2 protein-coding genes are annotated in these 1,314 nt (G+C 69.8%); both read right to left on the bottom strand.

Translation table 11 applies throughout. The features are described from left to right. Window positions 1-101: 101 nt before the first annotated feature. Window positions 102-392, bottom strand: a complete 291-nt coding sequence (locus C5O18_RS09635; RefSeq protein ID WP_105193411.1) for a sll1863 family stress response protein — start codon at window positions 390-392, stop codon at window positions 102-104. 50 nt (window positions 393-442) lie between these two features. Next, the coding region (locus tag C5O18_RS09630; RefSeq protein ID WP_105193409.1) for a TIGR03862 family flavoprotein at window positions 443-1,314 on the bottom strand (872 nt) is incomplete at its 5' end.

Raw genomic sequence — 1,314 nt, 5'->3', positions numbered from 1 at the left:
ATCTCCGCCAATGGTCGGAAAAACGGCGGGGGCCGGCGCCTGCTGCGACGCCATGGCGGGGTGACCGCCGGAATGAGATCCCGGCAGTCACCGCAAGCGGTTTACTTGAAACGCGAACCGATGGACTTCAGCGTGGTGGTGATCTCGCCGACCAGGGCTTCGACCGTGCCCTTGAGGTCGCCCAGCTTCTCTTCGCCGGCGGCGCGCAGCTCTTCGAACTTGACCTGGGCCTCGGCCTGCAGGCCCTTGAGGTTCTCGACCTGCTTGTTCAGCTCCAGCTGCACATCGGCGCCGGCATTCTCGGCCTTGGCCTTGAGCAGATCGGCCTGGGCCTTCCACTCGTTGAGCTGCGCCGTGATCTTCTGCTGATAGGCTTCCTTTTTGTCAGTCATGGTGAACTCCGATAAGTCAGAAAGTGGGATTTCCGCTTATAACGCCACCTTCACGACAAGGACAAGCGCGCACCGACGAATGCGGCCGCGCCTTTTCCAGCCATCCGGCCGCTGGCGAAACAGGCCGTCAGCAGATAGCCGCCGGTCGGCGCTTCCCAGTCCAGCATCTCGCCGGCGCAGAAAACGCCGGGCAGCGCCCGCAGCATGAGCGCGTCATCCAGCGCTGCCCAGCGCACCCCGCCGGCCGTGCTGATGGCCTCGTCGATCGGCCGCGGCGCCAGCAACCGCAGGGGCAGCGCCTTGGCCAGCGCAGCCATGGCGGCGGCGTCATCAAGTTGTGCGGGCGCGGCCAGTTCACGCAGCATGGCCGCCTTCACGCCCTCCAGACCGGCGCGCTGCCAGTGCCGGCTGCGGCTCTGGCTGCCGCGCGGCCGACCGAGGTCGGCGGTGATGCGTTCGACGCCGCGATCGGGCAGCAGATCGAGCAGAACCACGGCTTCGCCATCCGACAGAATGCGATCACGGATGGGCGCCGACAGCGCGTAGACCAGGCTGCCCTCGAGACCGTGGCGGGTCAGCACGCACTCGCCGCGCCGCGCCGGCCGGTCCAGCCAGGGCAGCGTCAGCGTGACCGTTTTCAGCGGTTCGCCCGCCCTGCCCTGCAGCACCTCGCTCCACGCCGCCTCGAAACCGCAGTTGGCCGGCCGCAGCGGCGCCAGCGCCACGCCGCGCTCGGCCAGCCAGGGCTGCCAGGCGCCGTCGGAGCCCAGCCGTGCCCAGCTGCCGCCGCCCGGGGCCAGCACCACGCCGGCATGGCGGATGACGCGCTCGCCATCAAGCGTGGCGAAGCGCAGCGGCGGTGGCAGGTCGTCGCACCGGGGCGGCGCGGCGTCATCCGCCGCGACATCGGGCGCAGGGGCCT

Origin of the sequence: Amnimonas aquatica (assembly GCF_002943415.1) — a bacterium.
Lineage (GTDB): Bacteria > Pseudomonadota > Gammaproteobacteria > Pseudomonadales > Moraxellaceae > Perlucidibaca > Perlucidibaca aquatica_A.
The sequence above is the reverse complement of the archived record's forward strand: the minus strand, read 5'-3'. Positions and strand labels throughout refer to the sequence as shown.